Origin of the sequence: Vibrio chagasii (assembly GCF_002954585.1) — a bacterium.
GTDB lineage: Bacteria > Pseudomonadota > Gammaproteobacteria > Enterobacterales > Vibrionaceae > Vibrio > Vibrio chagasii_A.
In genome coordinates this window covers 1,838,367-1,863,461 of record NZ_MSCI01000002.1, presented here as the reverse complement: position 1 = coordinate 1,863,461, position 25,095 = coordinate 1,838,367, and the positions used below count along the sequence as shown (strand labels likewise).

The following is a 25,095-nucleotide window of genomic DNA, read 5'->3' as shown; positions in this document are numbered from 1 at the left end:
CTCAATCAGGAGGATCCAATTGAGTTAAGCGATTAGTGAATCTAGGCGCGAGATGTTAGAGATTGATTGCCGATTTAGCAACCAAAAATTGTTCAGTTATCCAAGATAAAAATCTATAAATTGGATAAGAAAAAGTAATCCGAATTTATATATAGAATAAGTAAATATTGCAGGGGATAACCATTGAAATGTTATAAGTGACTAAGCGATATTTTGATGATTTTAGGCGTAGTGCTATGGAGAGAGTGTTTTACACAAAGCTTACTGACGTAAATGAGTTAGCGTCTGCGTAGTAAGCCCGTGAAGCGAGTGGCGTTTTTAGTATCAATATTCCACTTTAATAGAGCAGCCAGTCGGTCGCGTACACGACAAGCGTTATTAAGCAGGTCACAACAATTGTTATTACAAGTGCAGTCACTAACTTTTTCTTCAAACTTAGTGTGTTAAATACTTCTCCCTCTTGTTCTCTTAACCTCTTGTCTTCATCAAAGTGCCACTTGATCGCTAGGTAGCCACCAATAGCCAATACAATCAGCTTAAAAGCCCCTGCAAAGTATGGAAAGAAATTGGCCCAGCTTGCGTTCATCATTAGTCTCCGTCGATATGAAAATGATAAAACCAATAATAACAGCTAATTTTTGTAGTGTAGTGGGGCAAAAGAGGGCATTTTTCAATTATGGTAGGGGTGCTGCAAAGTGTTCTTATTGCCTCGAAGAAGGACGCAAGTCATACGTCATATTTTTTATGAATGACATAGATAAAGCTAAGTATCAGAAGTTAATGGCTTTCTTAGTCACAGAAACGATAGATAAAAAATATGTTCTGTTAACATTTGCGTGAACTTTCGTTTTATATGTTAGTAATTTGTGATGTAATCATCCGTTAAGCTATTCGTTTAACTTATCTACATTGTGTACAGCCATTCGTTGTTGATGTGATAGTTATGGTTATGGAAGTCTTTTGGCTTAAATAAGGATATTAAATGCGTTCTCTATCGGTACAGTGGAAAATAACTCTACTAGCGGGTTGTTGTTTAATCATTACGTCGCTTTCTCTTATTGGTTTCTCGATCTACAACGCGACGAGTAAGCAACAAGTTATCAAATCTCAAAGCTCAGAATCAGTGATCACTAAAACTCAGCAGTTGTTATCGTCTGTTTCTCAGCTCAATGCACAAGAAACTCAACGTTATGTTGATGAAGCCATTTATCGCGCAGAGATGCTAGCGGCGAGTGCTCAGTTTTTAAAGAACAATGCGGATGAAAACTTTACACCAAGTGAAGAGCTTCGTACTGCATTAGATGAAATGGTGCGCAGATCGGTTTTAAACTTCGATTCGATTCAAGGTGCTTACCTCGTCTTTAAGCCTGATTTACTCGATAGCGAAGATTCGAATTATGTCGATGCCGATTATGTAGGATCTAACGAGAAAGGGCGCTTCGCTCCTTACTGGAAATTAGCGGATAATGGTGAGAATGTTCTCTCGAACGTCCTTTCGGAATCAACACTGAATGACAACAGCAATAGCGAGCGCTTTTACTGTCCTCTATCTTCAGGGCAAACTTGTATCAGCACCCCACGAGTGGTGAACAGTGGCGGTACAGCATTATTGACGTCCTCTATTTCAGTTCCAATTTTAGTCGACGATGTTGCGATTGGTTTTCTGGGTATCGACTTAAGACTTGATGGCTTAACCAGTGTGATTACTCAATCTGACCAGAGTTTGTTTAACGGTGCAGGTAAGGCGTATGTTGTTAGCCTAGATGGCTCAGTTATCGCTTCTGACGATTCAAGCATTGCAGTTGGTTCGAATTTCCAAAGCGATAATACCAACAGTGACTTAATGACCGATTTTATCTTCGGCGGTGAAGTAACAACGCAGTGGAGTGAGGACGGTGAGTGGTTACTTGCGTTTGCACCTGTCGTTGCTGCTAACCAAACTTGGGGGGTGTTGTTTGAGATCCCAAGAGATAGTGTCGTCGCTGATGCAAATAAACTGGATTCCATCATTAGCACTAAGCTAAGTGAAGGTATCAAAACAGAAGTGATTGCCGGTACGGTATTTATTATCTTCGGTTTAGCCATTATCGCATTTGCTTCGTTGTCCATTGTGAAGCCGATTCGTCAGGTAGTGGAAAGGTTGAATGACATCGCTTCTGGTGAAGGTGATTTGACCCAACGCTTAGAAGTGAAGTCTCAAGATGAAATCGGTCAGTTGTCGAAAGGCTTTAATCTGTTCCTAGATAAGCTGCAACATACAATTAAAGAAGTTATTCAAACTACAGAACAAGTGGCAAACACGACCAGTCAAGCGAAGGCATCTGCATCAAGTACTCGTGAAAGCAGCGAGTCTCAATTTAAAGAAGTGGATCTGGTAGCAACAGCGGCAGAAGAGATGACTCAAACTGCTGGCTTAGTGGTACAAAACGCAGAAGTTGCGGTAGACGCAGCTTGTGAGGCAAATCGTTCAGCTCAGCAAGGGCAACAAGTTATCGAGCTTTCCGCTGGTGAAATGAGGAAGCTGGTGGAACGCATGTCGAGCGCTGTGCCTATTGTTGAAGAGCTAGCAAAGAACAACGGTAATATCACCGAGATCTTAAGTGTTATCGAGGGTATCTCTGAACAGACTAACTTGTTAGCATTGAATGCGGCGATTGAGGCGGCTCGTGCTGGTGAGCAAGGTCGTGGTTTTGCGGTTGTTGCAGACGAGGTGAGAAACCTTGCAAGCCGTACACAATCATCCGTTGGTGAGATCAGAGCGGTGATTGATAAGGTCCATGCTGGAACACAAGATGTGGTGGAAGCTATCCAAGAAGGTAATATTCTTGCCAACGATACAGCGCTGCACGTTCAAAATGCAGTAGAAGATCTCGGCTCGATCTTTACCTCAATTGAGGCGATCAGTGATATGAACAATCAGATCGTAAGAGCAGCAGAAGAGCAACAATCGGTTTCCGGTGAAGTGAATCAGAGCGTGGTTAATATTCGCGACTTGAGTGCAAAGATCTTGGAACAAGCGGCAGCTTCTGAACAAGTGGGTAATGAAATTGATCAGCTATCTCAGCAGCAACAGAAATTGGTTAATCAGTTCAAGGTCTAAGCCTTAAACAATTCTTGGATAGAAAAAGGGACAAATGAAGATGTCATTTGTCCCTTTTTTAGTTGTTTCTTGAAAACTAGGTTAATAAATAGCGTCTGACGCTGCTTACTCTTCGATGAACCAGTAGCCTTTGTTCACCAATTCAGTCACGACCGTTACGCCCGAAGGTGATAGGGCATTAGCCGAAGTAATCACGGTCTCATCGCAAAGTATGTTGAGTAACGAAGAATCCGCTTCATCCACCTTAAACACCCCACCATTGATGTAAGCCGTGTTGCTTTGATTTTCGTGGTAGAGCGCTTTCAAGCCGGATACTCGGTGGATTTCACCTTCTGACTCTAGGTGTTGGGCAATCTCTTCTTGAGTCCATAGTGGCTCTGGTGCAACGATATCAAGCTGGTGGCGTGACTGGCTCAGTAAGCAACCCATGAAGTCGCTAACCGTCTCTGGTTGCTCAAGGGCTGATTTAAGCATATCAGTCAGGTTACTCAAATCTGACGAACGAATCTTGCCGTAGCTGTCCTGCGCTTTGAACTCAGGATCGTGCAAGTGAACATCACCCATATCATGGGCAAGTACAAAGTCGGCAAAGTTACTGATCAGCTCTTGCTCTTTCGGAGAGCGGTAGCCAATGGAGTAGCTCATTGATGGTTCTAGCGTATTGCCTTCGTGTGGAAAGCCTGGCGGGATATAAAGGATATCGCCTGGTTCTAGAGTTTCATCAATGATTGGCTCAAAACCTTCGATTTGGCGTAGAGCAGAAGCTTGGACGGTCTCTTTATATTGTCCGACATCTTTTGCGCCTACTTTCCATTGACGCTTACCTTGACCTTGAATGATGAATACATCGTATTGGTCAATATGCGGTCCAACACCACCTTCAGGTGCTGAGTAGCAAATCATTAGATCATCGAACAACCAGTTTGGTAATTGTTGGAACGCTTTCGTTAGCTCATTGGCACCTTGATGCCAATGGTTGGCTGCTTGAACGATCAATTGCCAGTGAGTTTCTGATAATTCACCAAATTTTTCTTCGGCGAATGGGCCGTGCTCTGCTGTCCATTGGTTGTTGAGGTTAGAAACAAAGCGAGAATCCACTTCTTCTTCCATCGATAAACCAGCAAGTTCTTCCGGCGAAATTGGGTCGACGAAGTTTTGGAAGCCACCTTTTAAGATGGTTGGTTTCTTATGCCAGTAATTTTCAAGAAACTCGGGCATAGAAAAGCTAAGTTGGTACATGTGAATCCTGTATGTTTTGATGCTAGTTGCTAGTTGCTAGTTGCTAGTTGCTAGTTGCTAGTTGCTAGTTGCTAGTTGCTAGTTTGGCTTGTAAATCTTGCTGGACAATCTTGATTGCTTCTAACGCAACCTTTGGGTCGATCTCATTACTTTCGAGTAGGTAGATCAAGTCGACGGCTAACTTAACTTCTTCAGGTGCGTTGTCCAATGGTGATGATGTGTTATCAGTGCTCATTTCGCTTTGGGTTCTCTATATTAATCAGTCTTTCGATGTTCTTCATCGAGTCTTCACAGCGCTCTAAACGCTCTTTCGCTAACATCCAAGCGTTTTCTGCTTGTGCTTTACTATGACGCGGTTCGGAGTCTAGCGCTAACTTGCGTCGTTTAACTAAATCAACTAAACGTCTTTGCCAATCTTGGTGCTGAGCCAAGTCATTATACAAATCGTTCAAGGTTTTCCCTGATTTACTTTTTCTGTCTAAGCGTAAATCGTGAATGGCGAGCTCGCGTTGCAAAGCCGCTATCTGGTTAGTTAATTTGTCGGTTAAGTAATTCGCGCGTGATGCAGAAAGTTGATTGGTGCTCTGTTCGCGAGTAATGGTGTGATAAGTCGCTTGGGTTTCAAGTGCGTAGGGGAGTAGAGTCGAGGCGCCACATTTAAACAATGTTTTGTCGAAAAGCGCCTGATGATAAGAGCCTCGAGATTTATCTACCTGAGAACAGTGACCGAGTAAGGTATCAATGACACTTTTGATTTGTGAAAATTGACTCATTTTACTTCCTGTAATCCAATGGCTATAGGTTTACAAACCAAGCTTCGTAAGCCAGTTTTATCGCAAGTATACTGACAACCGTAACAAAGACTGGTCGTATAAACGTAGCACCAAATCGAATTGCGGAATGTGCCCCAACGAATGCACCTGCCATTAGGCAAACGCCCATGGTTAAACCCAATACCCAATCAATATGGCCAAGAATCGCGAAGGTCACCAAAGATGTGAAGTTACTGGTGAAGTTCATTGCTTTCGATAAGCCAGAAGCCAGCAAGATATTTAGGCGGTATAGAGCCATTGAGCTCACCGTCCAAAAAGCGCCTGTTCCCGGGCCTGCAACGCCATCATAAAAGCCAAGAACGAAGCCTTGATACTTTTGTTTCTTCTTAAGCACAGGGCAAGGTTTTGGTGACACGTTGTGATTGGCATTCGGTGTCTTATGAAAAATGGTGTAGATCGCTGCTGCAAGAATGATCAGTGGCAGGACTTTCTCTAGCCATTGAGTGCTGATGGCATCGACTGTTAGCGTACCTATGGTTGCGCCGATCAAGGTCGCTATAAATGCATTTATCCAACATTCTGGCTTAAATAGCTTTTTACGATAATAAGTAAAAGCTGCTGTTGAAGAAGCGAACGTGGCTGCAAGCTTATTTGTACCAAGCGCGATGTGTGGCGGTAGCCCAAGGGATAACAATGCAGGGACTGTTAACATGCCCCCGCCACCGGCGACAGCATCAATAAAGCCTGCTGCAAATGCAACCAGCGCAAGTATAACCAACATGGTTGGTTCAATCATTTCCATAAATAGCTGTTGTTCTCGTTATTGGCCGTCAGAACAGCCACACGAATAGTCGATGGGCTATTCGTTTGATTGTGAATGCAGGGGCCAAGCGATGACTGACCCATAACTGCTCTAAGGCAGAAAAGTTAGTATTTTATTGTTCTTTTAAAAGGCGGTAGTGAATCGAGTAGGGACGTGCCATATCGCTTCGTGACTATGCGTCGATCAAGGATCGTGACTTTACCAGAATCTCTCTCCTTACGCAGCAGTCGACCCACAGATTGAATAAGCTTTTTACTCGCTTCTGGAACAGTAATCTGCATAAAGGGATTACCGCCGCGTGATTCAATATATTCCGAATGCGCTTGCTCTACTGGTGAGGTTGGAACGCCAAAAGGAATCTTGGTGATAACTAGGTTTTCAAGCAGCTCACCCGGCAAATCCAGACCTTCAGAAAAGCTGCCAGTTCCAAAAAGAACGCTAGTTTTACCTTGATCTATTAGCTTTTTATGTTTTTTTAGAATTTCAGCGCGTGAAGTATCACCTTGCACCTGCAACGCCCATGACTTTTTAACGAAATCTGTTGCCAAAGCTTCTGCAACTTTATTCATTTGCCAGTAAGAAGAGAATAGAACGAGATTGGCTTTGTTGTCTTCTATTACCTTAGGCAGAATTTCAATAAGATATTCGGTAAATTGAGGTGCTTGTGGTTCGTATTTCATGGCCGGCACGATTAACTCCGCTTGATTCTGATAATCAAACGGTGACGCCAGGGCAAGAAACTGCACACCATCTTCTTCTTTTTGACTTATACCGGCTTGATGGCAGAAAAAACTGAAGGAGTTGAGTGCTCTCATTGTTGCAGAAACAAGCACGGCACCAACACAGCGGCTCCATATCTGCTGGTCAAGTTGCCAGCCAACCTCAAGCGGAGAAACATTGACAACAAAGTCGCCCTCACTCTCTTTATTAAGCTCTAGCCAGCGCGCTAAAGGCGCACCTTTTTCACGTTTTGGCTCAGCCATCAAGCGCCAAACTTGCGCTAAGTTCTCGGTTCTCTGTATATAGAAGCCGATTTCGGCGAGTGCAGGCTCTGCAAGTTTTGCAGAAAGCTCGCCATCTTTAACTCGTTCTGCAATCAGGTCTGCAATTTTAGCGACAGCCTGACTCGCTTTCTGAGAAAGCTGTTTGAGGTCTTTAGATTCGTTCTCTAACCATTCTGGCAAGTCACCATGTTCAAAGCGGTAAAGCCCATCTTCAAAATGAGTGGCATCGAACTGCTTACTGAGCTGCGTCAGAGTTGGAATCAGTTGTTGTACTGAATCCTGCAGTTCATTCCTGAATCGACCCACTCGCTTTTCGTCCGCCAAGCCTGAAAGCTTGGTTATCGATTGGTTTAAACGCTCTAACCATGAAGCGGCACCTTTCAAGCTCGCTGCTGCAGAAGAGTGATCTCGGGCTACGTGTGGTAAGTGGTGTGCTTCATCAAAGATATAGATGCTATTTTCCGGCTCTGGCAGTATCACACCGCCACCTAAATCGGCATCAGCCATCACTAAACTGTGATTAGCGATGATAACGTCTGCTTTATCTAGCTCTGAACGTGCTTTTTGGAAAGGGCAATCTCTGTGAGTTGGCATGCTGTTGTTACAACTATGCTTATCACTGACAATCATCTGCCAAATCATGTTGTCGATAGGCTTTGGCCAGGAATCTCGGTCGCCATCCCATTTGCCTTGAGCAAGGCTGCGATACATGGTTTGCAGTTGTTCAATATCTTTCTGTTTTGGCTTAGATTCGAACATTGCCATTTGGCCGCCATTAACCCCGCAGGCGGCTGCCAACTTTTCCGCACAGCAATAACGTTGTCGACCTTTCGCCAATATAAAAGAGAACTCCCTGTCAGTAAGCCTTCTATATAGAGGGAGATCTTTGTTTACAAGCTGTTCTTGTAGAGCAACCGTTGCGGTTGAAATAACAATTTTTCGGTTGTTTAAAACGGCAACAGGGATCGCTGCCATTAAATAAGCCAGTGATTTACCGATTCCGGTTCCCGCTTCAGCAACGATCATACGATTACTTTTGTGGTATTGACCACAAAGTGTCTTCGCAATCTCTGCGACAAGGTAGTTTTGTGCACGCCTAGGTACAAAGTTATCCAACTGTTCTTGGAGGTTTTGATAACTGGTGCGAATAGAATTTTGAATTTTAGTAGTTAGCATAATGTGACCTACGTAACGGAGCGAGGATAGTAGCACATATCACTAGCCGGTACATTTACCGCAAAATAGCTTGCTTTTAAATCAAAGGTAGATCTCGTTCACAAAAAAAAACTGAACCATCAGGAACTTAACGATTTTATTTATCTTGCGAAATATAAATATTAAAAAAGACTGGCTTATAGGTGTTAAATTCTAATGGTGAGTGTTTTTCGGCCTTATTGTGGAGTTAAATTCTATTTGTTGCATTTTAGAGCTTATTTTCTTTGCTGGTAAAACTAAGGATAAGTTGCTCGTAAAATGATGAAAATAAATGTAAGTAATTGATTTTGAATGTTTTGTGTTTTTTTAGGTTTGTTTTTAGCTTATTTGACACGCAGGATAATCTTTTGCAATCTAGACCTCGAAATTTAGTGACGGTGATTAACCAACAAAGAGTGGTAATGACCAGTCACAATAATTAAAAGGGAACCGGGCAAGGATCTCCCATTCTTAGAAAAGGCAGTGGATTTATTATGAAAAAGACTCTATTAGCGCTAGCTATCGCAGCTACAGCAACTTCTGTTAACGCAGCAGAAATTTACTCTAACGACGATACTAAAGTTAGCCTAAAAGGTGAGGTAGATGTTTACCTATCTCAATCTGAAGTAGATACATTTAAATACGACGAAAAAACAAAAAAAGCACCTTTTACAACTGAGAAGAGCGAAGCTGACGTGTCAACTTGGGCTAAAATTCAGCTAGACGCAGAGCAAAAATTAAACGACCAGTTTACAGCGTTCGCTTCTTTTGAAATCGAATCGAAAGATAGCGATGCGAAATTTGATGACGTTTGGGCTGGCTTCAAAACAGACACTTGGGGTATGGCTTTTGGTGAGACTGGCGACCTAGCAGAATCTGCAGACGCTATCCAGAAAGACGACATCACTAATGAAGGTAACTACATGGGCTCTACTGGTGGTCACCACCGCGAGTCTAAAGGTCACGGTGTTGTGTTCAAAGGCGAGTTTGTTGAAGGTTTCACTATCGTAGCTGACGTTAACACTGACTCTACTGAAGACGTTGATAACACGTACGGTATCTCTGCTGATTACGCATTCAGCAACTTCTCTATCGGTGCTTCTTACATCACTGGTGATGCTGCTAAAGACGTAGATTACTCTCTTGCTGGTGTTTCTGCTTCTGCTGAGTTCGGCGGTCTATACTTAGCTGCAACTTACGCTCAGTTTGAAGGTAACCAAGGTTACGGTTACTGGGATCTTTCTAAGATGGACGATGGCGTTTACGGCAATGGTGAGACTATGGGTTTCGCAGCGGCTTACCAAATCGACGCAGTTCGTCTATACACGACTTACGCAGTAGCGACTACTGATGAAAAAGCAACTGCCGCTGGTACTGAGAAGACCCCCTCTGACCTTGAGTCTACTAACCTAGTTGTTGGTGTTGACTACGCATTCCGTGACAATATCCTATTCCTAGCTGAATACCAAACTGCTGATTTTGAATACAATTCAAAAACTCTAGATGCTGATACTGTAACGGCGGGCGTTTACTACACATTCTAATCTGTAGTTAACTATGCTATACAAAAGCCAGCGTTAAGCTGGCTTTTTTACGTTTATTGATTAAGGAATCGTATATGAACAAGTGGTATTTGAGTTTTATTTGTCTATTCTCTGCACCGTATGCAACGGCTGCTCTTGACTTAGCTTCCGGTATTTCACTAAATACTTTGAACGGCGAGGTTGTTGAAAATGTGGAAGATGCTGTACTTACCTCTGGTGAAAACCAACTCGTTTTATATTATACAGGGTATTTGAGTGATAAAGGCAAACGCGAATTCATCAGTACAGTTCCTTATATTATGGTAGTTACCGTTCCTGAAAATGGAGATGTTGATGTTGATCTTGTAAGCCGAAAGTACAAGAGAATCGCAAAAAATGTAGATAGAGAACTGCCTATTTTCAATATCTCTATAAATGGTGATGATGTAGAAGTCGTGCAAGAAGTTTTACCACCATCTCAAGGCGCATTGCCTTATAGCGATATTCCTCAGTTGGTTAAAGATTACAACCAAGAAAGAGGTTTAGTTTTTGATTCTGGAAAAATTCGCTCATTGAAAGAAGAATTAGCTGCGGTTCAAACTGGTGCTGTGGTTGGTGCGACTGTTGCTGTGGATAGCAATGTTCAAGAGTCAGAGAATACACTTCAACTTAAGCTTTGGTATTCAAGAGCCAGTGAAGAAGAGCGTAAAGCATTTCAAAAGTGGTTGATTGACCAAAAATAAGACCAAAAGTTTTTAGAGTGAGGTGTTTTTATGTAACAGACACCTCGCTTTTTAATTTCTATCTCGTCGTTTTCTTAGATCTCTTTCCATTCACCTGGCTGGAGTGGGCCTACGTTCATGTCACCCATTGAGTAACGGATTAAACGCAGGGTAGGGAAACCGATATTCGCTGTCATTCGCCTTACCTGACGATTACGCCCTTCGATGATAGTAATCGCTAACCAGGTCGTTGGTATTGCAGCTCTGAATCTTACCGGTGGATTTCTGTCCCATATCTCTGGCTCTGCCATTAACTCAACTTTTGCAGGCAGCGTCATACCATCTTTTAGTTCGACGCCTTTTCTCAATTTATCTAAATCCTCCTCAGAAGGTGCGCCTTCAACCTGCACCCAGTAAGTCTTTGGTGATTTTGAGTTTGGTTGAGTTAACTTGGCTTGAAAGATACCGTCATTAGTTAAAACCATTAACCCTTCACTGTCACGATCAAGTCGTCCGGCAGCATAAACGTCTTTAACTGGAATAAAGTCGGCGAGCGTCTTTCTGCCTTCACCATCAGTGAACTGGCTTAAAGTATCGAATGGTTTGTTGAACAAAATGACTTTGCGATCTTCGAGTGCAATTTTAGGTTTTGTGTTTGCCGTTTTAGGTTTGTATCTGTGCTTACTTGAATGCGATTTCTTGTGTGAATTGCCAGTGTTATTTCTATCACTGTTCCGGCCCTGCTTGTTGCCGTTTTGTTTTAATTTGGTGCCAGAACGAGCTGGTTTGTCTGAACGAGAAGCGCTGCGTGAGCGAGTAGACATGTTAACTACCTTGCAAAAATGTAAACGAAGTGTGCTGAAAAGTTTTCACTGAAACGGAATTGAGCTATCATTTGCGCGCCTAAAAGACACAAAATAGAACAAGTTTATGGACTCTTGAGCCTGATTTGTTTAATTATACCAACGTGTTTTATTATAACAACGCACTCACGGATTTGGTTCATGCTGTCATTAGATTGCATGAAAAATAAGATAGAGTACGACTATCGAGTAAGCAGTTTTCACTCTCAGAGTCGCTTACTGGTCAATTTATAACATCTCACTATTCATGTGAGCTTGTAAGAACTATAGGGAAATTTCATGCCTACTGAAAAACCAACTATCATCTATACCATTACAGATGAAGCTCCGGCACTAGCAACTTACTCTCTACTGCCAATCATTCAATCTTTTACAGCTTCTTCAGGTATTAACGTTGATACTCGCGACATTTCACTTGCAGGGCGCATTATTGCCAACTTCCCTGACTACTTGAACGAAGAACAACGTATTGGTGATGCACTAGCAGAACTCGGTGAATTGGCTAAGACACCAGAAGCGAACATCATCAAGCTTCCAAACATCTCTGCATCAGTACCTCAACTACAAGCAACAATCAAAGAGCTACAATCAAAAGGCTACGCACTTCCAAACTACCCAGAAGAAGCAAACACTGACGAAGAGAAAGCAGTAAAAGCGACTTACGATAAGATCAAGGGTAGTGCAGTAAACCCAGTATTGCGTGAAGGTAACTCAGACCGCCGTGCACCGCTTTCAGTTAAAAACTACGCGAAGAAAAACCCGCACTCAATGGGTGCTTGGTCAGCAGACTCTAAGTCGCATGTTGCAAGTATGGAAGATAAAGACTTCTTCGGTAGCGAAAAATCGACAACAATCAACGGTGCGACAGAAGTAAGCATTGAGTTTGTAGGTAAAGATGGCGCTAAGAAAACATTGAAGCCAGCATTTGCACTACAAGATAAAGAGATCATCGATGCTTCAGTGATGAACAAAGCAGCTCTAGTGGCATTCTTTGAAAAAGAAATCGCGTCAGCGAAAGAGCAAGGCGTACTGCTTTCTCTACACATGAAAGCAACCATGATGAAAGTCTCTGACCCTGTGATCTTTGGTCACGCGGTTAAGGTTTACTACAAAGACGTTTTCGCTAAGCACGGTCAGCTTTTTGAAGAGCTAGGTGTTGATGTGAACAACGGCATCGGTGATGTATACGCTAAGATCGCGTCACTGCCTCAAGATCAAAAAGCGGCAATTGAAGCTGACTTACAAGCGGTTTACGAAACTCAGCCACCACTTGCGATGGTTGATTCAGACCGTGGTATCACTAACCTGCACGTACCAAGTGACATCATTGTTGATGCATCTATGCCTGCAATGCTGCGTTCTTCTGGCCAAATGTGGGACCCGGAAGGTAAGCAAAAAGATACCAAAGCAATGATCCCAGATCGTAGCTACGCGAGCATCTACCAAGCAGTAATTGATTTCTGTAAAGAGAACGGCGCGTTCGACCCAACAACTATGGGTAGCGTACCAAACGTAGGTCTAATGGCTCAAAAAGCAGAAGAGTATGGTTCTCATGATAAGACATTCATTCTTGAAGCTGCTGGTCAGGTTCAAGTGGTTGACGCTTCAGGTTCTGTACTTCTAGAACAAGACGTAGAGGAAGGCGACATCTTCCGTATGTGTCAGGTTAAAGATGCACCAATCCAAGATTGGGTTAAGCTTGCTGTGACACGTGCTCGTGCTTCAGCTACTCCAGCAGTATTCTGGCTAGACGAATCTCGCGCACACGACGCAGAGCTTATTAAGAAAGTGAATGCTTACCTACCTGAGCATGATACAGGTGGTCTAGAACTGAAGATTCTTTCTCCGCTAGAAGCGACCAAGTTCTCTCTAGTTCGTATTAAAGAAGGTCTAGATACGATTTCGGTTACAGGTAACGTACTGCGTGATTACCTAACTGACCTGTTCCCAATCCTAGAGCTTGGTACATCGGCTAAAATGTTATCAATCGTTCCACTAATGAACGGCGGTGGTCTATTTGAAACGGGTGCTGGCGGTTCTGCTCCTAAGCACGTTCAACAAGTAGAGAAAGAAAACCACTTGCGTTGGGATTCTCTTGGTGAATTCTTGGCACTAGCTGCATCTCTAGAGCACCTAAGTGTGGCTACAGGTAACGCTAAGGCGCAAGTTCTTGCTGATGCGCTTGATAAAGCGACGGGTGAATTCCTAGATAACAACAAGTCACCATCACGTCGAGTGGGCGAACTTGATAACCGTGGTAGCCACTACTACCTAGCGGCATACTGGGCTAAAGCACTTGCAGAGCAAACGGTTGATGCTGACCTTGCAGCTGAATTTGCTGCAGTGGCAAGCCAGTTAGCCGAAAGCGAAGAAGTAATTGTCGCTGAGTTAAATAACGCACAAGGTGTTGCTGGCGACTTAGGTGGTTACTACCTATTTGATGATGCACTAGTTTCAGCATTGATGCGCCCAAGTGCAACATTAAACGCATTTATCGACGCTTAGAACGCAGCGTATCTATGTGAGTGTCTTCTAAAGCGCTCACAGACGACATAATAAAAGACGCTTTAACGTAACCGTTAAAGTGTCTTTTTTGTTTGTGCCTGTTTCGATGTCGGCCGCGGTATCAAGCTGTCTCTACGGAGAACATGTGTTTCGTCCAGGATCAAAAAAACCGCTCAATGAACCCTGCGTATAGGTATTAAAGGAGCGGTTTTCATAGTCTTTTAACGTTCTAATAGTGCTATTTAGGTCAACACGATATGGTAGCTTTGCCTATTTACTTGCACTGCCTTCTACAGGAACAACGGAGCTAGCGTGCGAGCCTTTAGGTCCACTTTCTACTTCATAGTCGACTTGCTGACCAGCCTTTAAGGTTCTGTAACCTTCCATTTGTATTGTGGAGTAGTGCGCAAAGATATCGCCTTCTTCATCTTCTGGACAAATAAAGCCAAACCCTTTGGCATTGTTAAACCATTTTACTGTACCTGTAGCCATGCTATACATCCCTCATGCATTTTGTTACTAACGTTGTTTATATCAAATCAATGTAAATTCGATCGACATCATTCTCACCAACCAAAGACGTTCGGTTGGCATCTTGAATTTCAGACATTGCTTACGGAAATTAACGCTACCCTGCGTAATTATTCCTTATTGTTAAATTTTCAAGCGTGTTATGAAACTGTATTAGAAAAACCTTTTAGCTCCAATGTAGCTAATGATTGAGCACAGTCAATAGTAAATTGGTATAAAAGTGATCAATTTTAATAACAAATCACATTCGAGATTACCCACAAACTATTAACCAAATAGTAACTTGGAGGCTGTTGCATGGTTACCGTCAATAGTTATGGCGTCTTTTTAATCAATCACATATGTTAATCCTGTGAATCGAGATCTTTTATTTGCAGCGACGTAAATGGTGGATTAGGCTCAGTATAGAGGAATATTTTTTGGTACTGTTTCTCGGTGCGGTTTCTTAGTACACCGTAAAGCGTGAATGTGGTAGATTTAAGATACACAAACATTCACCACTTCCGAAAAATAACCCTTAGCAAAGCGATATGAGCAGAAACTTTGAATGGGCATCTCCAGGCTCAGATTTACTGGAGAAAGAAGCAACAAAAGTAAAGCCACCGGCAATGTATAACGTCGTACTGAATAACGATGATTACACGCCAATGGACTTTGTAATCGAGATCCTAGAGCGATTCTTCTCACTAGATATCGAAAAAGCAACGGAAGTGATGCTCAAGGTTCATTATGAAGGTAAAGCTATATGCGGTACATACAGTGCTGAAATAGCGGAAACAAAGGTAGCGCAAGTCACGATGTACTCAAAGGAAAATGAGCATCCGCTACTATGTACAATGGAGCAAGTATAAATTGCTCGAACAACACTGTTGTTCCCTTAGGAGGTACTTATGCTAAATAAAGAATTAGAGTCGAGTTTAAATGGCGCATTTGCTCGTGCGCGAGACAAGCGACATGAATTTATGACTGTCGAACACCTCCTACTAGCATTATTAGAAAATGATGCGGCCAAGGAAGCTCTCCAAGCTTGTCAGGCTGATCTCGATGCCCTTCGCAACGAGCTCGATATTTTTATTGATCAAACGACCCCACTTATCCCAGAAAGTGATGAAACTCGTGAGACCCAACCTACGTTGAGTTTCCAACGAGTGCTTCAACGTGCTGTTTTTCATGTCCAATCTTCGGGTCGCAGTGAAGTAACAGGTGCTAATGTGCTTGTTGCTATTTTCAGTGAGCAAGAGTCTCATGCGGCTTATCTTCTTAAGAAAAATGACATTAGCCGTTTGGATATCGTTAACTTCATCTCACATGGTATTACTAAAGCCAGTAATGAAGGCGATAGTGCTTCATCATCAGACTCATTTGGTGGAGCAGAGAATGCTGAAGAAGCAAATTCAGAAGACCGCTTAGAAAACTTTGCGACCAACCTCAATGAAGTGGCGAAGCAAGGCAATATTGACCCACTAATCGGTCGAGACAAAGAACTTGAGCGAACTATTCAAGTCCTATGTCGTCGTCGTAAAAACAACCCTCTACTCGTTGGTGAAGCGGGTGTTGGTAAAACGGCTATTGCTGAAGGTCTTGCATGGCGTATCGTTGAAGGACAAGTGCCTGAAATTATTCAGAGTAGCGTAATTTACTCTCTAGATATTGGTTCACTGCTTGCAGGTACTAAGTATCGTGGTGACTTTGAGAAACGTTTTAAAGCGATTCTTAAGCAACTAGAGAAAGAAGAAGACGCGATTTTGTTCATCGATGAGATTCACACCATTATTGGTGCGGGTGCTGCGTCGGGTGGGCAAGTTGACGCGGCTAACTTAATTAAACCACTACTAAGTAGCGGTAAGTTGCGTTGTATCGGTTCAACGACCTATCAAGAGTACAGCAGTATTTTTGAGAAGGAGCGTGCGTTATCTCGTCGTTTCCAAAAAATCGATATTGTTGAGCCTTCATTAGATGATACGACTAAGATTCTGATTGGCTTGAAGCCAAAGTACGAAGCTCACCACGAAGTACGTTACACCAACAAGGCGTTACGTGCGGCTGTGGAGTTGTCTGCGAAATACATTAACGAACGTCACCTTCCTGATAAGGCGATCGATGTTATTGATGAAGCGGGTGCTCGTAGTCGTTTAGCTCCAGCAAGCCGTCGTAAGAAGACAGTTAGCGTAGCGGACATTGAGTCAATGGTTGCGAAAATGGCTCGCATTCCAGAGAAGTCGGTATCATCTTCAGACAAAGATACGCTGCAAAAACTGGACGACCGCATGAAAATGTTGGTGTTCGGACAAGATCCAGCTATCGATGTATTGAGTGAAGCGATCAAGCTAACGCGTGCAGGACTTGGTGCTGACAATAAACCTGTTGGTTCATTCCTATTTGCAGGCCCTACAGGTGTAGGTAAAACAGAGGTGACAGTTCAACTGTCTAAGCTGATGGGTATTGAACTGCTGCGCTTTGATATGTCTGAGTACGGTGAGCGTCACTCAGTGAGTCGCTTAATTGGTGCTCCTCCTGGTTATGTTGGATACGATCAAGGTGGTCTATTAACGGATGCAGTTATTAAGAACCCGCACTCGGTTGTACTGCTTGATGAGATCGAGAAAGCTCACCCAGATATTTTCAACCTACTACTTCAGGTGATGGATAATGGTACGTTAACGGATAACAACGGTCGTAAAGCGGACTTCCGCAATGTGATCCTTGTGATGACTACCAATGCGGGTGTGGCTGAGACTGAGAAGAAATCGATCGGCCTGATCCAACAAGATCACGCACCAGATGCGATGGGCGAAATTAAGAAAGTCTTTACTCCTGAGTTCCGTAACCGTCTTGATAACATCATTTGGTTCAATAGCCTTGACCCAAGTGTGATTAGCCAAGTTGTCGACAAGTTTATTGTTGAGCTTCAGGTTCAGCTGGATGCTCGTGGCGTATCTCTAGAAGTTTCTGAAGACGCTCGTCACTGGTTAGCTGACAAAGGCTACGATAAGACAATGGGTGCTCGTCCAATGGGGCGTGTGATTCAAGAGAAGCTTAAGAAGCCTCTTGCGAATGAACTGTTGTTCGGTAGCTTAGTTGATGGTGGCACGGTTAAAGTAACACTTAAAAAAGACGAACTGTATTTTGTCTATGTTGGTGCTAAAGAAGAAGTGATGCACTAATAAAGCGACAGGTAGCTCAATAGCTTAGAGATAAAACGCATGACTTAGGTTGTGCGTTTTTTTTATGGTTTGAAGATACGAGATACGAGAAAAGTGGTTAAGACCAAATGCCAAACGGTAGGCAATAAAAAACGGAGCATTAAGCTCCGTTTCTTATCGTATTCGATAATTAAAAATTAACGAGCACGGAAGACGATGCGGCCTTTAGAAAGGTCGTATGGAGTCATCTCAACAGTTACTTTATCACCAGTAAGAATACGGATGTAGTTCTTACGCATTTTACCAGAGATGTGTGCTGTCACTACGTGACCGTTTTCAAGCTCAACACGGAACATTGTGTTTGGTAGAGTATCAAGGACAGTGCCTTGCATCTCGATTACGTCTTCTTTAGCCATCTAATCCTCTTTCGAAACTTGGCGGTTTTCAACGGCTTGATTGTGCCGTCAAAATCAAAATATGTAAAGTTGTGGCGTATTCTACCCTTGCCACCGCTGATTTACTAGCCTTTGATGACGTTGAAATCGTACTTTATAGTTCATAGCAGGGCATTCATCGATTTGATAACCCAAATATAGCCACTGTTTGTGTTCTTTCTGAGCATGTTGGATTTGGAACAAAACGCCAAGCGTCCCCATGGATATATCGATATCCGGATCGAAAAAGGTATAAAACGCACTGGTACAGTGAGACATCACATCGGTAACAGCGATGCCAACGAGATCGGTGTCGTTGTATATATGCATGAACTTAGTGGTTAACCACTCATTTTGAGAAAATTGTAGAAACTCTTCTTTTTTCGGTGGGTACATAGTGCCTGAACCATGGCGAGCGGTGATATAACGGCTATATAAGTCAAACCAGTTATCATCCATTGTATCTTTGAGCTCCCAACGAAAGGTTTTCGCCTTATTGAGAATTCTTCGCTGACTTTTGGAAAACTTAATGTCGGGGATTGAAAGGCGAATCGCCTGGCATGCCGAACAATTGTCGCAATGCGGCTTATAGATGGTGGCACCGCTGCGACGAAAACCGTTCGCAAGCAGAACTTCATAATTTTCTGAGGTGTGCATGTGCTCATCAAGTGTGACAGCGACTCTTTCCTCGAGATGAGGGAGATAACTACACGCGTGATTGTCTGTCAATCCAATTCTGATTTGTTGTAAATCTGGATTCATTAAGGCATATCCTCTAGCCATTGGTTTTCAAAGCATGCATCGTTAACAGGCTTATCTTTTAGTAATTGCAGAGAGCTGAGAAACTCTTCTCTTTCTACTTCTAATGCACCCAAAGACTCCAAGTGAGGGTTCATGACTTGGCAATCAATAAGCTTCCCTCCAGACTGAGCAAAGTGGTGACAAAAATACCATAGTGCGATTTTCGAGGCATTGGTCTTTAAGCTAAACATGGATTCACCGCAAAAGACTTGTCCTCTTTGTAAGCCATACAGTCCACCGACTAGCTCGTCGCCTTGCCACACTTCCACCGAGTGACAGAAGCCTAACGAAGCGAGTTCTCGGTAGGCGGCCTGCATGTCGCTGTTTAGCCAGGTCTCTTCTTCCGGTCTTAACGATGAGCAATAACCGATGACTCTATCCGTCGCTTGATTAATGCTGACACGATAATTATGTTTTCTTTGAAACTTTTTAAGACTTTTCGATGGTTTGAATGTCTTAGGATTAAATACCGCTCGTGGTGCTGGGCTCCACCAAAGTATAGGCTCACCTGGGCCATACCATGGAAATATACCGTGACTATAAGCAGTTAAGATTCGCATTGGCGATAGATCTCCCCCAAAAGCAAGAAGGCCATTCGGCTCATCCAGTGCATCGAAGGGAGATGGAAACTCTATACTAGTAGTATCGAGTTCAGTTAGGTATATAGTCATAAGTACCGCGTTTCAGATTAATCACTGACCATGAGGTCATTAGGAGTTCTACCATGAAGAAGTTGCTTTGGATTTTACTTGTTTTGCCCATGTTGGCAAATGCAGCTTATAACCGAAATCAAGCTCGACCGGTTAATGAGGTTGTTTATGGTGAAATTGATACCGTGAGATATATTACTCAACAAGAGATAGTGGAATCGAAAGCGAGCGGCTGGGAGACCCTATTAGGTGCTGCGATTGGTGGTTTAATTGGTAACCAATTTGGTGGTGGTACAGGTAAAGAAGTAGCAACGGCTGTCGGTGCTGTTGCTGGGGCTGGAATCGCTCGAAACCGAGGTAATAGCCAATATCGAGTGGAGTATAAGTTGGTTGAACTGCTGGTTAAAACCAAAGACGACAAGCTCGTCAATATCATCCAAGACGTCGATAGCACGATGTTGTTTAACCGAGGTGACGACGTGAGAATCCTCTATTTTTCAGATGGCGTTCGTGTTGATATCGCGTACTAGTATAAAAATACGATTGGTTGGCTAATTAATCATCTTTTTGAAGGGGATTAGCTCTGGAGTTCAATGGAAAAGTTCGTTAGTCTGCAAGTACGAAGAATTATTCATCACCCGAAAATAAATACTCGCCAGTGACTTCGGGTGGTACAAGGACTAAAAGATTTAATGGAAAGCCTTACGTTACAACCAATTCAAAAAGTGAGTGGGGAAGTTAACCTACCTGGCTCAAAAAGTGTTTCTAACCGTGCGCTTCTTTTGGCTGCGCTTTCAACTGGAACTACGCGCCTAACCAACTTATTAGACAGTGATGACATTCGCCATATGTTGAATGCTCTTACCCAGTTAGGCATCGATTATCAGCTATCAGCGGACAAAACCGTATGTGAAGTGACGGGCGTTGGTGGTGCATTCTCAAGTGACAAAGCTCTCGAACTTTTCTTAGGTAACGCAGGTACTGCGATGCGTCCGCTTGCGGCTGCACTTTGTTTAGGTCGTGGTGAATACGTTCTAACGGGTGAGCCACGCATGAAAGAGCGTCCGATTGGCCACTTAGTGACTGCTTTGCGAGAAGCTGGTGCTGACGTTGAATATTTAGAAAATGAAAACTACCCACCGTTGAAAATCACAGGCACAGGTCTGAAAAGTGGTTCGGTTTCGATCGACGGTTCTATTTCTAGCCAATTTTTGACTGCGTTTTTGATGGCAGCACCTTTAGCTGAAGGTGAAGTGACCATCAAAATTGAGGGTGAATTGGTTTCTAAGCCATACATCGATATCACGCTACACATTATGAAACAATTTGGTGTGGATGTGATCAACAACGATTACCAAGAGTTTGTCATTCCGAAGGGTCAATCGTACAAAGCACCAGGCGATTTCCTTGTCGAGGGTGATGCATCTTCGGCATCTTACTTCCTAGCAGCAGCTGCGATCAAAGGTGGCGAAATTAAGGTAACGGGTATTAGTAAAAACAGTATCCAAGGTGATATCCAATTCGCTGACGCACTTGAAAAAATGGGTGCTGAAATTGAATGGGGTGATGACTATGTTATCTCTCGTTGCGGTGATCTGAAGGGCATTGATATGGACTACAACCATATTCCTGATGCAGCAATGACGATTGCGACAACAGCCCTGTTTGCAAAAGGCACAACAGCGATTCGTAACGTCTACAACTGGCGCGTGAAAGAGACCGATCGTCTTGCGGCCATGGCAACCGAACTACGTAAAGTGGGTGCGGAGGTAGAAGAGGGCGAAGACTACATCATCGTTAATCCAGTGGCTGAATTGAAACATGCGGCGATTGATACTTACGATGATCACCGTATGGCAATGTGTTTTTCGTTGGTCGCGCTAAGCGATACGCCCGTAACGATTAATGACCCAGGTTGTACATCGAAGACATTCCCTGACTACTTCGACAAACTGAAGATGCTGAGTCAATAAGAATGCTAAGTTGATAAAGCTCAGTAATTAAAAAGCTTGCCTAAATGGCAAGCTTTTTAATTACTGCTGAAGCGTAAATTCTTTTGAAAGATGGTGCGCTAAGTATTTAAACATGTTAAATACTGCGGTTGTATTTTCTGTCGGCATTCCATTGCTGTCTAGGAAGTATTCGCCTTTGAAGACGAGAACATCGTCTTTCTCTACTACGCTGTTTGCGCGCATGCCTTCAATGTAGTCATCATGTGATTGGATAATTTGGTTTGCGATAAGCAGTAAATCAAATTCTGCTATTACTTTCTTTGTCATGAGTTTATCTCTGATAACTGAATATAACGTTGAGTTTATGGTGTCGAACTAGAAATTCAATGATTTCACAACCGATTAAGAGAGTCTTTTCGAATATCCACAATTTATTTTGTGATTTATGGCAAAAATAATGGAATGGGGCTCGCGTTCGATTCGTGGACAAGCTTAGTATGAGCCCGTTTAGAGTTAATGCCTGATGAATAGGCTCTTGCTAGTATTCTTTTCGAGTACTTTATAGCTTCTTTATATTGTGACCCTTTTATCTGTGAGTCGTCGAATTGTCGAGCGATCAGATCCAATTTTGAAAAAAGCGGTTGATCTTCTAGTAATCTCGCACAATAGTAAAAAAAGAAGCAATGAATTTAGAATATCATGCGTAAAAGCCCGCAAGTTAAATTGTTGGTGCTAAAGCATCGTGATTAAGGACGTTAGAGTCAATATGGGTAAATCGCTCGTTATAGTGGAGTCGCCGGCCAAGGCTAAAACTATCAATAAATACCTTGGCAAAGACTTTGTCGTTAAGTCGAGTGTAGGTCACGTACGTGATTTACCAACGGCAGGTCAAAGTACTGGTAAAAAGGCTGCTGCAGTTTCAACAAAGGGTATGAGCCCAGAAGAGAAAGCTCGTATCAAGAAAGAAAAAGATCGCAAAGCTCTCATTAAAAAGATGGGTATCAACCCATATAAAGAGTGGGAAGCAAATTACCAAGTACTACCTGGTAAAGAGAAAGTCGTTGCTGAATTGCAAAAACTGGCTGAGAACGCAGACCATGTTTATCTTGCAACCGATTTGGACCGCGAAGGAGAAGCTATCGCATGGCACCTTCGTGAGATCATCGGTGGCGATGAAACGCGATACAAGCGAGTGGTGTTTAACGAAATCACCAAGAACGCAATTCAACAAGCTTTTGAAACTCCAGGTGAGCTGAATATCGATGGCGTAAATGCACAACAAGCACGACGTTTTATGGACCGTGTTGTTGGCTTTATGGTGTCACCTCTGCTTTGGAAAAAAGTAGCACGAGGCCTTTCCGCTGGCCGTGTTCAATCAGTGGCTGTAAAGCTTCTTGTTGAGCGTGAGCGCGAGATCAACGCCTTTATTCCTGAAGAGTTCTGGGATGTGCATGCTGATACCAAAACAGCAGAAAAAACAGATTTTAGACTTCAAGTTGCGCAGAAAGACGGTGTTGCGTTTAAACCTGAAAATGAAGCGCAAACACAGGCTGCATTGAGTGTTCTTGAGAAAGCTCAATACGAAGTATGTAAGCGTGAAGACCGCCCAACGAAGAGTAAGCCGTCTGCACCGTACATTACTTCAACGCTTCAACAGGCTGCGAGTACCCGTCTTGGTTATGGCGTAAAGAAAACCATGATGTTGGCGCAACGCCTATATGAAGCGGGCTACATTACTTATATGCGTACTGACTCAACCAACTTGAGTTCGGAAGCGGTAGAAGCAGCTCGTGAATACATTGGTTCTGAGTTTGGTGCAGAATACCTGCCACCTAAAGCGCTTGTATACGGTAGCAAAGAGGGCGCTCAAGAGGCTCACGAAGCGATTCGTCCTTCAAGCGTTGATGTTAAGTCAGAGGACTTAAACGGCGTAGACGCAGACGCACACAAGCTTTACTCACTGATCTGGAATCAATTCGTAGCGTGTCAAATGACCCCTGCGCAGTACGATTCAACAACGGTAAGTGTGAAAGCTGAAGAGTACACGCTAAAAGCTAAGGGTCGTATCCTTAAATTCGACGGTTGGACTCGTGTTCAACGTCCGATGGGGAAAAACGAAGATACGATCCTGCCAGCAGTACAAATTGGCGATAAGCTGGATCTTATTGCACTGGAGCCTAAGCAACACTTTACTAAGCCACCGGCTCGTTTCACTGAAGCGGCGCTTGTTAAAGAGCTTGAGAAACGTGGTATCGGTCGTCCTTCAACATACGCATCGATCATCTCTACTATTCAAGATCGTGGTTACGTGAAAGTTGAGCAGCGTCGTTTCTATGCTGAGAAGATGGGCGAAATTGTGACTGACCGTCTAGACGGCAGCTTCAACGACCTAATGAACTACGACTTTACGGCTCGTATGGAGCAGAAGTTAGACCAAATCGCTGAAGGCGAAGCAAGCTGGAAAGGCGTGCTAGATAATTTCTTCAAAGATTTTACCGGTGATTTGGAAAAAGCGGATCTCGACGAAGATGCAGGCGGCATGAAGCCAAACCACATCGTTGAAACTGATATAGAGTGTCCAACTTGTGGCCGTAATATGGGTATTCGTACTGCATCGACAGGCGTATTCCTCGGCTGTTCTGGTTATGCACTTCCACCAAAAGAGCGTTGTAAGACAACGATAAACCTTGGTGATGAAGAAGGGATTATCAACGTTCTTGAAGAAGATGTTGAAACCGCAGCACTTCGCGCTAAAAAGCGTTGCCCAATTTGTGAAACGGCAATGGACGCTTATCTGATTGATGACAAGCGTAAAATGCATGTATGTGGTAACAACCCGAACTGTGAAGGTTACGTAGTTGAACACGGCGAGTTCAAAGTAAAAGGCTATGATGGTCCGCTTGTTGAGTGTGACAAGTGTGGTTCAGATATGGTTCTGAAGAATGGTCGTTTCGGTAAGTACATGGATTGTACGAGTGAAGATTGTAAGAATACTCGTAAGATTCTGAAAAATGGCGAAGTTGCGCCACCAAAAGAAGATCCAGTACATTTCCCTGAACTTCCATGTGAAAATTCTGACGCGTACTTTGTGCTTCGTGATGGTGCTTCTGGTCTATTCATGGCAGCAAGTAACTTCCCTAAATCACGTGAAACTCGTGCTCCTTTAGTGGAAGAATTAGTGCGCTTTAAAGACCGTATTTCACCGAAGTTCCAATACCTGACTACAGCACCAGTTGCTGATCCAGACGGTAAGCCGACAGTGGTTCGTTTTAGTCGTAAGACAAAAGAGAACTACGTTCGTACAGAAGTGGATGGTAAGCCTTCTGGTTGGACCGCCTTGTACATCGACGGTAAATGGGAAGTAACGGATAAACGTAAAAAGCCCAAAGAAAAGTAACTGAACGTTATTGATATAAAAAGCAGCCAATAGGCTGCTTTTTTTCGACTCATATATGACTAATTATGCAACTCGTTGAAATTTAGTCTTAGTAGTAATTATTTATTAAATTTGTGGCGTAAAATAAATCAAGAGATTAATCACACATATCTTATGTAACTGTAACCAATGTGTAACTTAATTAGAATATTGTAACTCACAGATCAGTGTTTAGTTGTATACCTGATGTGTGTTGGGTGTTAATGTAATGTTTCGTTCAAGCGGTGTAATGTGAGCTGCTTTAAGTCTTAGGAAAGCAATCAGTTTACGTAGCACAGAATGGCGTATTAAAAATTGAAATCGGCTGGAAAGTCGATAACGTATAGAAAATCAAGTGCAAAAAATAGTGCACGAAAAACAACGTTTGGCTTAGGATACTGTCACTGTATGTGAATGGATATT

The 25,095-nt window shown here is 43.1% G+C and carries 21 protein-coding genes; 9 read left to right on the top strand and 12 right to left on the bottom strand.

Features of this window, described 5'->3' with window-relative positions; translation table 11 throughout:
* Window positions 1-337 precede the first annotated feature (337 nt).
* Complete coding sequence (locus tag BTO10_RS16705) at window positions 338-586, bottom strand: hypothetical protein (protein WP_004737417.1); 249 nt, start codon at window positions 584-586, stop codon at window positions 338-340.
* A gap of 396 nt (window positions 587-982) precedes the next feature.
* Here BTO10_RS16705 and BTO10_RS16695 point away from each other — a divergent pair, with 396 nt between their 5' ends.
* Window positions 983-3,100, top strand: a complete 2,118-nt coding sequence (locus BTO10_RS16695; protein WP_105025283.1) for a methyl-accepting chemotaxis protein — start codon at window positions 983-985, stop codon at window positions 3,098-3,100.
* Window positions 3,101-3,205: 105 nt separating this feature from the next.
* On the opposite strand, the gene BTO10_RS16690 is transcribed toward BTO10_RS16695, so the two are convergent.
* The 5 genes from BTO10_RS16690 to dinG form a co-directional block, all read right to left on the bottom strand.
* Window positions 3,206-4,339 (bottom strand): ribosomal protein uL16 3-hydroxylase, encoded by a 1,134-nt coding sequence (locus BTO10_RS16690; RefSeq protein ID WP_105025282.1) that lies wholly within the window; start codon window positions 4,337-4,339, stop codon window positions 3,206-3,208.
* A 64-nt stretch (window positions 4,340-4,403) separates the two neighbouring features.
* Window positions 4,404-4,574 (bottom strand): pleiotropic regulatory protein RsmS, encoded by a 171-nt coding sequence (rsmS, locus tag BTO10_RS16685; RefSeq protein WP_004737421.1) that lies wholly within the window; start codon window positions 4,572-4,574, stop codon window positions 4,404-4,406.
* The gene (locus tag BTO10_RS16680; protein WP_105025281.1) at window positions 4,564-5,112 is read right to left on the bottom strand and encodes a primosomal replication protein; all 549 of its coding nucleotides are present in this window, start codon (window positions 5,110-5,112) and stop codon (window positions 4,564-4,566) included. Before BTO10_RS16680 ends, rsmS begins: the two co-directional genes overlap by 11 nt.
* 22 nt (window positions 5,113-5,134) lie before the next feature.
* Window positions 5,135-5,914, bottom strand: a complete 780-nt coding sequence (locus tag BTO10_RS16675; RefSeq protein WP_105025280.1) for a sulfite exporter TauE/SafE family protein — start codon at window positions 5,912-5,914, stop codon at window positions 5,135-5,137.
* A gap of 125 nt (window positions 5,915-6,039) precedes the next feature.
* Window positions 6,040-8,115 (bottom strand): ATP-dependent DNA helicase DinG, encoded by a 2,076-nt coding sequence (gene dinG / locus BTO10_RS16670; RefSeq protein ID WP_105025279.1) that lies wholly within the window; start codon window positions 8,113-8,115, stop codon window positions 6,040-6,042.
* 512 nt (window positions 8,116-8,627) lie between these two features.
* Between dinG and BTO10_RS16665 the strand changes: the two genes are divergently transcribed.
* On the top strand, window positions 8,628-9,677 hold the full coding sequence (locus BTO10_RS16665) for a porin (RefSeq protein ID WP_105025278.1): 1,050 nt from the start codon (window positions 8,628-8,630) through the stop codon (window positions 9,675-9,677).
* A gap of 74 nt (window positions 9,678-9,751) precedes the next feature.
* Window positions 9,752-10,399, top strand: a complete 648-nt coding sequence (locus BTO10_RS16660) for a DUF2057 family protein (protein WP_105025277.1) — start codon at window positions 9,752-9,754, stop codon at window positions 10,397-10,399.
* Between the two features lie 74 nt (window positions 10,400-10,473).
* On the opposite strand, the gene BTO10_RS16655 is transcribed toward BTO10_RS16660, so the two are convergent.
* On the bottom strand, window positions 10,474-11,202 hold the full coding sequence (locus BTO10_RS16655; protein WP_105025276.1) for a pseudouridine synthase: 729 nt from the start codon (window positions 11,200-11,202) through the stop codon (window positions 10,474-10,476).
* A gap of 318 nt (window positions 11,203-11,520) precedes the next feature.
* Here BTO10_RS16655 and BTO10_RS16650 point away from each other — a divergent pair, with 318 nt between their 5' ends.
* On the top strand, window positions 11,521-13,746 hold the full coding sequence (locus BTO10_RS16650; protein WP_105025275.1) for an NADP-dependent isocitrate dehydrogenase: 2,226 nt from the start codon (window positions 11,521-11,523) through the stop codon (window positions 13,744-13,746).
* Window positions 13,747-14,016: 270 nt separating this feature from the next.
* Here BTO10_RS16650 and cspD read toward each other — a convergent pair whose 3' ends face one another.
* On the bottom strand, window positions 14,017-14,238 hold the full coding sequence (gene cspD, locus BTO10_RS16645; RefSeq protein WP_181143990.1) for a cold shock domain-containing protein CspD: 222 nt from the start codon (window positions 14,236-14,238) through the stop codon (window positions 14,017-14,019).
* A gap of 569 nt (window positions 14,239-14,807) precedes the next feature.
* Here cspD and clpS point away from each other — a divergent pair.
* The gene (gene clpS / locus BTO10_RS16640; protein WP_004737430.1) at window positions 14,808-15,128 is read left to right on the top strand and encodes an ATP-dependent Clp protease adapter ClpS; all 321 of its coding nucleotides are present in this window, start codon (window positions 14,808-14,810) and stop codon (window positions 15,126-15,128) included.
* Between the two features lie 39 nt (window positions 15,129-15,167).
* Window positions 15,168-17,441, top strand: coding sequence for an ATP-dependent Clp protease ATP-binding subunit ClpA (clpA, locus tag BTO10_RS16635; RefSeq protein ID WP_102423561.1), 2,274 nt, complete (start codon window positions 15,168-15,170; stop codon window positions 17,439-17,441).
* 176 nt (window positions 17,442-17,617) lie between these two features.
* Here clpA and infA read toward each other — a convergent pair whose 3' ends face one another.
* From infA to aat, 3 genes are all read right to left on the bottom strand, one after another.
* Window positions 17,618-17,836 (bottom strand): translation initiation factor IF-1, encoded by a 219-nt coding sequence (infA, locus tag BTO10_RS16630; RefSeq protein ID WP_001040192.1) that lies wholly within the window; start codon window positions 17,834-17,836, stop codon window positions 17,618-17,620.
* 81 nt (window positions 17,837-17,917) lie between these two features.
* Window positions 17,918-18,616: an arginyltransferase gene (locus BTO10_RS16625; protein ID WP_102423562.1), complete on the bottom strand. Its 699-nt coding sequence runs from the start codon at window positions 18,614-18,616 to the stop codon at window positions 17,918-17,920.
* Entirely contained in the window at window positions 18,616-19,326 is a 711-nt protein-coding gene (gene aat, locus BTO10_RS16620; RefSeq protein WP_102423563.1) for a leucyl/phenylalanyl-tRNA--protein transferase, read from the bottom strand. The genes BTO10_RS16625 and aat overlap by 1 nt, the downstream gene beginning before the upstream one ends.
* A 53-nt stretch (window positions 19,327-19,379) precedes the next feature.
* Between aat and BTO10_RS16615 the strand changes: the two genes are divergently transcribed.
* Together BTO10_RS16615 and aroA are read left to right on the top strand one after the other, a co-directional pair.
* The gene (locus BTO10_RS16615) at window positions 19,380-19,835 is read left to right on the top strand and encodes an outer membrane lipoprotein (RefSeq protein WP_102423564.1); all 456 of its coding nucleotides are present in this window, start codon (window positions 19,380-19,382) and stop codon (window positions 19,833-19,835) included.
* A 162-nt stretch (window positions 19,836-19,997) separates the two neighbouring features.
* Window positions 19,998-21,278, top strand: a complete 1,281-nt coding sequence (gene aroA, locus BTO10_RS16610) for a 3-phosphoshikimate 1-carboxyvinyltransferase (protein WP_105025273.1) — start codon at window positions 19,998-20,000, stop codon at window positions 21,276-21,278.
* A gap of 60 nt (window positions 21,279-21,338) precedes the next feature.
* On the opposite strand, the gene BTO10_RS16605 is transcribed toward aroA, so the two are convergent.
* Window positions 21,339-21,584 carry a YciN family protein gene (locus BTO10_RS16605; protein ID WP_004737436.1) on the bottom strand — a complete coding sequence of 82 codons (246 nt, stop codon included), beginning with the start codon at window positions 21,582-21,584 and terminating at the stop codon, window positions 21,339-21,341.
* 439 nt (window positions 21,585-22,023) lie between these two features.
* Between BTO10_RS16605 and topA the strand changes: the two genes are divergently transcribed.
* On the top strand, window positions 22,024-24,654 hold the full coding sequence (topA, locus tag BTO10_RS16600; protein ID WP_105025272.1) for a type I DNA topoisomerase: 2,631 nt from the start codon (window positions 22,024-22,026) through the stop codon (window positions 24,652-24,654).
* Window positions 24,655-25,095: the final 441 nt, after the last annotated feature.

What these genes read in the sequence shown, in the direction of transcription:
- topA (WP_105025272.1), top strand. Translation starts at nt 22,024, where the DNA reads ATGGGTAAATCGCTCGTTATAGTGGAGTCGCCGGCCAAGGCTAAAACT.
- rsmS (WP_004737421.1), bottom strand. Translation starts at nt 4,574, where the DNA reads ATGAGCACTGATAACACATCATCACCATTGGACAACGCACCTGAAGAA.
- BTO10_RS16655 (WP_105025276.1), bottom strand. Translation starts at nt 11,202, where the DNA reads ATGTCTACTCGCTCACGCAGCGCTTCTCGTTCAGACAAACCAGCTCGT.
- dinG (WP_105025279.1), bottom strand. Translation starts at nt 8,115, where the DNA reads ATGCTAACTACTAAAATTCAAAATTCTATTCGCACCAGTTATCAAAAC.
- aat (WP_102423563.1), bottom strand. Translation starts at nt 19,326, where the DNA reads ATGACTATATACCTAACTGAACTCGATACTACTAGTATAGAGTTTCCA.
- BTO10_RS16615 (WP_102423564.1), top strand. Translation starts at nt 19,380, where the DNA reads ATGAAGAAGTTGCTTTGGATTTTACTTGTTTTGCCCATGTTGGCAAAT.
- BTO10_RS16650 (WP_105025275.1), top strand. Translation starts at nt 11,521, where the DNA reads ATGCCTACTGAAAAACCAACTATCATCTATACCATTACAGATGAAGCT.
- BTO10_RS16625 (WP_102423562.1), bottom strand. Translation starts at nt 18,616, where the DNA reads ATGAATCCAGATTTACAACAAATCAGAATTGGATTGACAGACAATCAC.
- clpA (WP_102423561.1), top strand. Translation starts at nt 15,168, where the DNA reads ATGCTAAATAAAGAATTAGAGTCGAGTTTAAATGGCGCATTTGCTCGT.
- infA (WP_001040192.1), bottom strand. Translation starts at nt 17,836, where the DNA reads ATGGCTAAAGAAGACGTAATCGAGATGCAAGGCACTGTCCTTGATACT.
- aroA (WP_105025273.1), top strand. Translation starts at nt 19,998, where the DNA reads ATGGAAAGCCTTACGTTACAACCAATTCAAAAAGTGAGTGGGGAAGTT.
- BTO10_RS16680 (WP_105025281.1), bottom strand. Translation starts at nt 5,112, where the DNA reads ATGAGTCAATTTTCACAAATCAAAAGTGTCATTGATACCTTACTCGGT.
- BTO10_RS16705 (WP_004737417.1), bottom strand. Translation starts at nt 586, where the DNA reads ATGAACGCAAGCTGGGCCAATTTCTTTCCATACTTTGCAGGGGCTTTT.
- cspD (WP_181143990.1), bottom strand. Translation starts at nt 14,238, where the DNA reads ATGGCTACAGGTACAGTAAAATGGTTTAACAATGCCAAAGGGTTTGGC.
- BTO10_RS16675 (WP_105025280.1), bottom strand. Translation starts at nt 5,914, where the DNA reads ATGGAAATGATTGAACCAACCATGTTGGTTATACTTGCGCTGGTTGCA.
- BTO10_RS16695 (WP_105025283.1), top strand. Translation starts at nt 983, where the DNA reads ATGCGTTCTCTATCGGTACAGTGGAAAATAACTCTACTAGCGGGTTGT.
- BTO10_RS16660 (WP_105025277.1), top strand. Translation starts at nt 9,752, where the DNA reads ATGAACAAGTGGTATTTGAGTTTTATTTGTCTATTCTCTGCACCGTAT.
- BTO10_RS16690 (WP_105025282.1), bottom strand. Translation starts at nt 4,339, where the DNA reads ATGTACCAACTTAGCTTTTCTATGCCCGAGTTTCTTGAAAATTACTGG.
- BTO10_RS16605 (WP_004737436.1), bottom strand. Translation starts at nt 21,584, where the DNA reads ATGACAAAGAAAGTAATAGCAGAATTTGATTTACTGCTTATCGCAAAC.
- BTO10_RS16665 (WP_105025278.1), top strand. Translation starts at nt 8,628, where the DNA reads ATGAAAAAGACTCTATTAGCGCTAGCTATCGCAGCTACAGCAACTTCT.
- clpS (WP_004737430.1), top strand. Translation starts at nt 14,808, where the DNA reads ATGAGCAGAAACTTTGAATGGGCATCTCCAGGCTCAGATTTACTGGAG.